This window comes from Nostoc sp. CHAB 5715 (genome assembly GCF_020829685.1).
Lineage (GTDB): Bacteria > Cyanobacteriota > Cyanobacteriia > Cyanobacteriales > Nostocaceae > Nostoc.
Genome location: NZ_JAIVFR010000311.1, coordinates 1 through 7,307 on the forward strand (window position 1 = coordinate 1; position 7,307 = coordinate 7,307).

Below are 7,307 nucleotides of genomic sequence, written 5' to 3' on the forward strand. Positions count from 1 at the left end.
GGTAACTTCACCGACGCTGGTAATAACCTAATTGGCGACAACACAGGTAGCACTGGCTTTACCACCAGCACCCTCGTTGGCACCCAAACCAACCCCATTGATCCAAGACTCAGCCCCCTGCAAAACAATGGTGGTACAACCTTTACTAATGCCTTACTTGCAGATAGTCCCGCCATTAACGCTGGCAATAATGCTCTGATTCCAGCAGGTATCACCACCGACCAACGTGGCGCTGGATTTAACAGAATATCTAAGGGTACAGTTGATATTGGTGCATTAGAGTTTAACGGGCTAAATGGAACCAAAGGCGCTGATAATTTAGTGGGCAAGAACTACAATGACATAATTAACGCTCAAGCCGGGAACGATACCATCACAGGTAATCAAGGTAACGACATCCTAACTGGTGGCGGCGGCAAAGATAAATTTGTTTACAACTTAGGTGACGGTGTTGATACCATTACCGATTTCGGTGGGCTAGGTAAAGGCTCAAATCCATCAGCAGCAATCATTGCCGAAGTGGATACCCTGAAATTTCAAGGTACTGGATTGACAGCCCAAAATCTACTACTCAACCAGAATGGTAACAATCTGGAAGTTACCTTTGAAGGCGTGGCTGATGATAAAGTTATCCTGCAAAACTTTCCTCTGGAAAACCTAGAGAACGTATCGGCAGTAGGCAATATCCTGTTTAATGGGCAAACCAGCATTAGTGAAAGCTTTGATGTCTTCGATGCCAACTCCACCCAAAACGCTATCTTCAACTTGAACACAGTCACCTTTCTCAATGACCTGAACAACAATGTCAATGGTTTTGACAACTCAGCAGATGTTATTAATGGTCAAGGGGGCGATGACCGCATCGACGGCTTGAGTGGTAACGACCTGCTGCGCGGTGGTGCTGGTAATGATACCTTGATTGGTGGTGTTGGTAATGATACCCTGCTTGATGGTACAGGTCTTAATAGCCTGGTCGGAGGTGCTGGTAATGACATCCTCATTGGCGGTAATTTGAGTGATACCCTGACTGGCAATAGCGGTAATGACCAGTTCATCTACCAAACCTTTAGCAATAGTGATACAATCACTGACTTTAATCAAAACGAGGATAAATTAATCCTTACTGACTTGTTTAAGAGTAGAGGCTATAGTAGCAGCAATCCCATCTCAGATGGTTATCTGCGGTTTGTGCAATCGGGTACTTCTACACAAGTTCAGTTTGCCTACTTTGGTGACAATTTTTATACCTTTGCGACTTTGAATAATTTCACTGCGACAAATCTAGTAGTCGGTACTAACGTCATTGTCTAGCGCTCAATTCTAGCGAGCTGCCCACCTTTCTCTAAGAGAATAAGACGTAATACGCTTGGGTTAAGCAAGTTTATCTGTTAAGGCAGGCTGTTCTTGAGCAGGGGAGGCTGGCGTTGCAGGGAGAGAGAAAAAAGCTTAACTGAACTGTATTGGAATAAGACGCGCAGTAGGTCACTTACAAGTAATAAAATGCCCAGTTGGCGCTTTTGCCAACAATATCATTGAAAGACTGGGCGTTTTATTTTTTGGATGTCTCCAAACTACGCCAGCTAAAATTAGGCTTTTTGAAGAATGGGGTGAAACTTCACGATTCATTAACGCAGAGTTAGGCGAAAAGGGCGATTTAATAATTATTGAGCAAGATGGAGGCAAAGCTGCGATCGCACATTGGGGCGACGCAGACTATGAATTTTGGGTTACTGTAGCGAAAGAAGTTTTGGATTTTAGATTTCACAGACATCTAAAATCCAAAATCTATAACTCTTACAGTTGGCGCACTAATGGCTGACCATCTTTTACTTCACCAATCAAAACTAAATCGACACAGTTAACGAAAATACCATTTTCCAGAACACCGGGAATGTTATTCAATGTCTTTTCTAGGCTGACTGGATCTTCAATAGAGTCAAATCTGACATCTAAAACAAAATTGCCTTGATCGGTGATCACTGGGCCAGCTTTTTTTACACCCATGCGGAGTTCTGGTTTGCCACCGAGTTTTTTGATGGCATTAGTCACAGGAGTAATTGCCATTGGAATCACTTCCACAGGCACAGCGAAAGTAGAACCCAAGCGGTCTACTAACTTACCACTATCTACCACGACGATAAACTGTTCTGCCAGGTAGTCCACGACTTTTTCGCGGGTATGTGCTGCCCCACCGCCTTTAATTAAGTTCTTCTGCGGATCGACTTCATCTGCGCCATCAATGGCAATATCAATGTGGTCAATAGCATCCAAGGTAGCCAGAGGTACACCGTATTGCTTCGCCAGTACTTCTGACTGAAATGATGTAGGTATACCAATGATATCTTGAAGTTCACCAGACTTGAGGCGATCGCCCAAAAACTGAATCGTATATGCTGTTGTTGACCCCGTACCCAACCCCACAATAGAACCCGACTTTACTAAGGCGGCGGCGGCTTTGCCAACTTCTTGCTTCATCAACTTTACGGGATCTGCTGCTGCGGTCATTGCCAAAACTCCTGAAAAACTGACTTTAGTCCATAGTAGTGGGCAGATAACCTCAAAATATGAAAGGTAAAAAACAAGTTTTTGCTAATTTCTACTTCCTTGATTAGAAACTTCCAAAAAATAAAACATCCTAGTGTCCGGAACAAAGAAGATGACTAATGTAAAAGTAATGTATATTAGTATACGAAATCAATGAAAAACCTCCAGTACACCGATCCTACTTTTAAGCAACTTTTCGCTGAGATTGACCCAGAAATAGCAAGTACCTTCACGGTAAAGCAATTAGAAGCGATAAAAAGGGGTTTGGCCTCTCGTGCTAGGACACGTCATTCTTTAGACATAAGAGTTTCAATACCAATTCCCGGATTAAGGTTTTATTTGGTGTTATTAGCAGGTTCAGAACGTCGTTCTAAAGTGCGTTTACGCTCTGAAAGAGGTTTATATCCTTTTTGGACTCCTGCCAATATCTTGTTCCTTCTAGGATTTCTAATCATTCTATCGATTTGTAGCTACACTATATTTTCTTCTGTATTAATTTCTTCTTCCGGCTGATGTCACCACCGTAGCACTTGGCTAACACATCTTTCCGCAAAGCGGGGATATGTTCGCTGGCAATAACTTTACTGCCAATAGATGCCTGAATTGGCACTTTAAATTGATGGCGGGGAATTAGTTCCTTGAGTTTTTCTGCCATTGCCCGCCCGACGTTGTAAGCTTTATCTCGATGCACAATCATCGCCAAGGAATCCACAGGATCGCCGTTAATCATAATATCCAGCTTCACCAGAGGATTTTCACGGTAGCCAATCAGGTGATATTCCATACTGGCGTAACCGCGCGATCGCGACTTCATTTGATCAAAAAAGTCAGTCACAACTTCCGCTAAGGGTAGCTCATACGTAAGTGTGGTTCGTCCTTGGGTGAGATATTTCATATCCTTGAAGATGCCACGGCGGTTTTGTGACAACTCCATCAAGCTGCCAACATAAGTTTCCGGCGTAATCATCTCTACTTGGACGTAGGGTTCTTCAATTTTTTCGCGATCGTTGGGAGAAGGTAAGCGGCTAGGATTATCAATGTACAGTTCCTCACCTTTGACGGTAATCACCTTATAAACCACCGAGGGGGCTGTAATGATTAAATCTAGGTTATACTCCCGCTCTAGACGTTCCTGAACAATTTCCATGTGCAGCAAGCCCAAGAATCCGCAACGGAAGCCAAACCCCATCGCGCTCGAAGTTTCTGGTTCGTAATGCAGCGCTGCGTCGTTGAGTTCGAGCTTTTCCAAGGCTTCCCGCAAATCTTCAAATTGGTCTGCATCAATAGGGAACATCCCACAAAAAACCATCGGGTTCGCTTCTGCGTAACCTGGTAAGGGTGACTCAGCTTTCGCCTTACTGAGAGTAATTGTGTCTCCTACCCGTGCATCAGCTACAGCTTTAATTGCCGCTCCCAAATAGCCTACTTCCCCAGCGTGGAGTTCATCAACTTGCTTTTGAGTGGGAGAAAGAACGCCTAACTCATCAATTTCAAATTCTTTACCGGATGCCATTAAATGGATGCGATCGCCTTTTTTCACGGTGCCATCCATCACCCGGAAATACACAATTACTCCCCGGTAGCTGTCGTAATAGCTATCAAAAATTAACGCCCGTAAGCGTTCATTTATGGTATTGGGCGGTGGCGGTATCCGCTCAACAACTGCTTCTAAAATTTCATCAATACCAATTCCTTCTTTAGCAGAGGCCAGAATCGCACCACTGCAATCTAGACCGATAATTTCTTCAATTTCGCCAATTACCCGTTCTGGTTCAGCCCCAGGCAAATCGATTTTATTTAAAACCGGGATAATTTCCAGGTTATTTTCTAACGCTAAATATACATTTGCCAAAGTTTGCGCCTCCACACCTTGGGACGCATCTACTACCAATAGCGCTCCTTCACAAGCAACAAGAGAGCGGGAGACTTCATAAGAGAAATCCACATGTCCTGGAGTATCAATTAAGTTCAGCACATACTGCTGACCATCCTTAGCTGTGTAGTTCATCCGGGCAGCTTGCAGCTTAATTGTAATGCCACGCTCCCGTTCCAGATCCATATTGTCGAGAAACTGTTCCTTCATCTGTCGGTCTTCAACAGTACCAGTAGCTTGCAGCAAGCGATCGGCGAGGGTTGATTTCCCGTGGTCGATGTGAGCAATAATACAAAAATTGCGAATGCGAACTGCGGGAACGTCAGTCATATACTATCTTTGCCTTAGCAGCAACCAAAGTTAAAAAAGCAATTTACTTAATGTATTTTAATGCTTTCTTAGCCAAGACGCTGCTTTTAATGGGGAGTGGGGAGATGAGGGAGATGAGGGAGATGAGGGAGATGAGGGAGCAGTTCTTGAGCAGAGGAAGAAGAACTATTGATTATTGCCCAATGCCCAATGCCCAATGCCCCTCTTCACCTCATCTTTAACTTTCGATCTAAATAGGTGGACTTTTAAGAATATTATGAAAGTCTATTTGTCGCTGCTAGTATTCAACAGCTAGGAGCGTACAATAAATGTAAATAAGTACATGTAGGGATCATGGATAATTACCACCCGTAATTACCCATAGTCACTGATTTCTCGGCAAAACTTCTAAAGCCATTGTCTAGTCAGCTATATGAAAAATGCGATTTAAAACTTAAAGCTGTTACTTTGGTGCTATTTCAGGGAACTATGTAAATGTCCCCTTGAAGATTTTCAGTGAATTAGCCCAAATTATGCATATAACTACTTTACAAAGCTTTAGACAAAACCAATTCAGAGTATATCAAACCTATGAATATGCAAGAGAAAACTACCGAAGCGGAAAACACACCAACCGATAAGGTAGAAATTGCTGTCCGCCTGGACTCCGAGCTACTAGAGCAAATTCAGCATCTCACCAATGACCCAAGTAAAGTGATTGAGGTAGCGATTCGTCAGTGGTTGCGGGGTCAAATCCTTAGAGATGACGAACTGACCCGTACCCCTATGCGTACCCCCGTTCCTCCTCGGGGTGAATGGAATGATTGACGCTATTAATCAGCCGTCAATGCAAGTTAAAAAGTGAAGTTTGCCAATTTGGATTTCAGATCACCAAGAAATACTCAATAAAAAACGAAAAAGCTGTAAGAATTTATGCAAAAATTTGAGCAGCTTTAGTAAAATTACGGTCGGATACCCTTTGTCTATCCAACTCAATTAATGACTATTACTGCCAATTCCCAATTGCAAAATGTATTTTCCCAAAATCTGGAATCTATTACCAGTAAGGCTGATGGCTCATTAGCAACTCTAGGAGCCGAGTTGGTATATACACAAGATGGGGCAGGGCGCTATCTGACCTTTTGTTGGCAGCACAGCGAACTCCTGGGGTTAAATACCGAAAAAATAGTTGACGAGCTGAACCAGACCCAAACCTTTGCCCCAGTGGATAAGGTTAGTTATCTGGAACGATTGCACCGAATTTTGACAAGTTTGGTACCAGAAAGGTTTCAGTGTTGGTTTAGCTACCACCAAGAATTATTTGAGTTGGACTTGGTGATTAGTCCAATTATGCCGAGTTTAGGAACGACTGCCACTACAGTTTTAGTGATGGGACGGTTAGTGCAAGCAACACTCAACAAAAAACAAGTACCTGTGGCATCAAAAGCGCCCACACAAATAGAGGTGGCAATCCGATCGCAGCAACACCAAAAACTGGTAAATCGCATTACCAGAAATATCCGCCGGACGTTGGATTTAAATATTATTTGGCAGCAAACAGTTGATAGTTTGGGGAAAGCACTGCGGCTAGAGCGCTGTATTATTTGTCCTTATCAGTCCTCTAGCTCAAAAGTGGAGGTGAAGGCTGAATATTGTCAGGCAGAACTTAAATCAATGCTTGGCTTACAAATAGATATAGCTTCAGAGCCTGCCTTTGCTCAAGCTTTGACAACCCTAGAACCAGTTGTAATGGAAGTGCCTGGATACGCAGAGTCTGGACGGCAGAAAACTTTGGTGATTGCAACTTGCTATCAAGACCAGGCCAATGGATTGGTTGCCTTGAGTTGGCAGGATGAATGCTACACATTAACAGAATCAGAATTAGAACTGGCAAAAGAAGCAGCAGATCAATTGGGAACTGCGATCGCTCATGCTACTTTATATGAAGAATTAGAAGTAGCGCGTCAAAAAGCCGAAGAAGCTTCCCGTCTCAAAAGCGAGTTTCTAGCTAATGTATCCCATGAAATTCGTACCCCCCTCAACGGTATGATTGGCTTCTTGAAGCTGATTTTGGAAGGGATGGCAGATGATCCAGAAGAACAAAACCAGTTTTTGTCAGAAGCTCATCACTTATCGATACATCTGCTGAATATTATCAACGACATTTTGGACATCGCTAAAATCGAAGCTGGCAAAATGGAGCTAGCTTACGCTCCAGTCAAGCTAGATGAGCTATTCAATGATGTCGAAAATTTCATGCGTCCCCAAGCAGAAATGAGAAACCTCAGCTTCCAGATGCAAATGCCTCCTACCTCCGATGAAATTATTGTCCAAAGCAACTATCAACGGTTGCTACAAGTTATGCTCAATTTGGTAGGTAATGCTATCAAATTTACCCATGAGGGTGGTGTCACCGTCAGTGCCGATTTAGTCCTCAAAAAGGCGAACTTTCAAGATCAGCAGTTTCCTGGCATGGTGAAAGTACGTGTAGCAGACACTGGTATTGGTGTTTCTTTAGACAAACAAGATAAACTGTTTCAATTATTCTCTCAGGTGGATGGTTCCCGTACTCGCCACTATG

Annotated in this window: 6 protein-coding genes and 1 pseudogene; 5 read left to right on the forward strand and 2 right to left on the reverse strand. The window is 43.3% G+C overall.

Features of this window, described 5'->3' with window-relative positions; all coding sequences use genetic code 11:
- A partial coding sequence (locus LC574_RS18090) for a choice-of-anchor Q domain-containing protein (protein WP_306422132.1) occupies nt 1-1,311 on the forward strand: 1,311 nt, incomplete at its 5' end.
- A gap of 483 nt (nt 1,312-1,794) precedes the next feature.
- Here the strand turns inward: LC574_RS18090 and rpiA are convergent.
- Nucleotides 1,795-2,505 (reverse strand): ribose-5-phosphate isomerase RpiA, encoded by a 711-nt coding sequence (gene rpiA / locus LC574_RS18095; RefSeq protein WP_229454789.1) that lies wholly within the window; start codon nt 2,503-2,505, stop codon nt 1,795-1,797.
- 192 nt (nt 2,506-2,697) lie between these two features.
- On the opposite strand from rpiA, the gene LC574_RS18100 reads away from it, so the two are divergent.
- A complete protein-coding gene (locus LC574_RS18100; RefSeq protein ID WP_229454790.1) occupies nt 2,698-3,057 on the forward strand; it encodes a hypothetical protein in 360 nt (119 codons plus the stop codon).
- On the opposite strand, the pseudogene lepA reads toward LC574_RS18100, so the two are convergent.
- Nucleotides 3,026-4,747 (reverse strand): annotated as a pseudogene (lepA, locus tag LC574_RS18105) (translation elongation factor 4); the annotation flags it as partial. The gene LC574_RS18100 and the pseudogene lepA sit on opposite strands and share 32 nt — an antisense overlap.
- Nucleotides 4,748-4,836: 89 nt before the next feature.
- Here lepA and LC574_RS38095 point away from each other — a divergent pair.
- From LC574_RS38095 to LC574_RS18115, 3 genes are all read left to right on the forward strand, one after another.
- Nucleotides 4,837-4,968, forward strand: coding sequence for a hypothetical protein (locus LC574_RS38095; protein WP_267871584.1), 132 nt, complete (start codon nt 4,837-4,839; stop codon nt 4,966-4,968).
- 349 nt (nt 4,969-5,317) lie between these two features.
- A complete protein-coding gene (locus tag LC574_RS18110; protein WP_229454791.1) occupies nt 5,318-5,554 on the forward strand; it encodes a hypothetical protein in 237 nt (78 codons plus the stop codon).
- Nucleotides 5,555-5,725: 171 nt separating this feature from the next.
- On the forward strand, nt 5,726-7,307 hold a 1,582-nt coding region (locus tag LC574_RS18115; protein ID WP_229454792.1), incomplete at its 3' end, for a cell wall metabolism sensor histidine kinase WalK.

Excerpts from the sequence above, each read along its gene's own strand:
- rpiA (WP_229454789.1), bottom strand. The coding sequence starts at position 2,505 with ATGACCGCAGCAGCAGATCCCGTAAAGTTGATGAAGCAAGAAGTTGGC.
- LC574_RS18100 (WP_229454790.1), top strand. The coding sequence starts at position 2,698 with ATGAAAAACCTCCAGTACACCGATCCTACTTTTAAGCAACTTTTCGCT.
- LC574_RS38095 (WP_267871584.1), top strand. The coding sequence starts at position 4,837 with ATGGGGAGTGGGGAGATGAGGGAGATGAGGGAGATGAGGGAGATGAGG.
- LC574_RS18110 (WP_229454791.1), top strand. The coding sequence starts at position 5,318 with ATGAATATGCAAGAGAAAACTACCGAAGCGGAAAACACACCAACCGAT.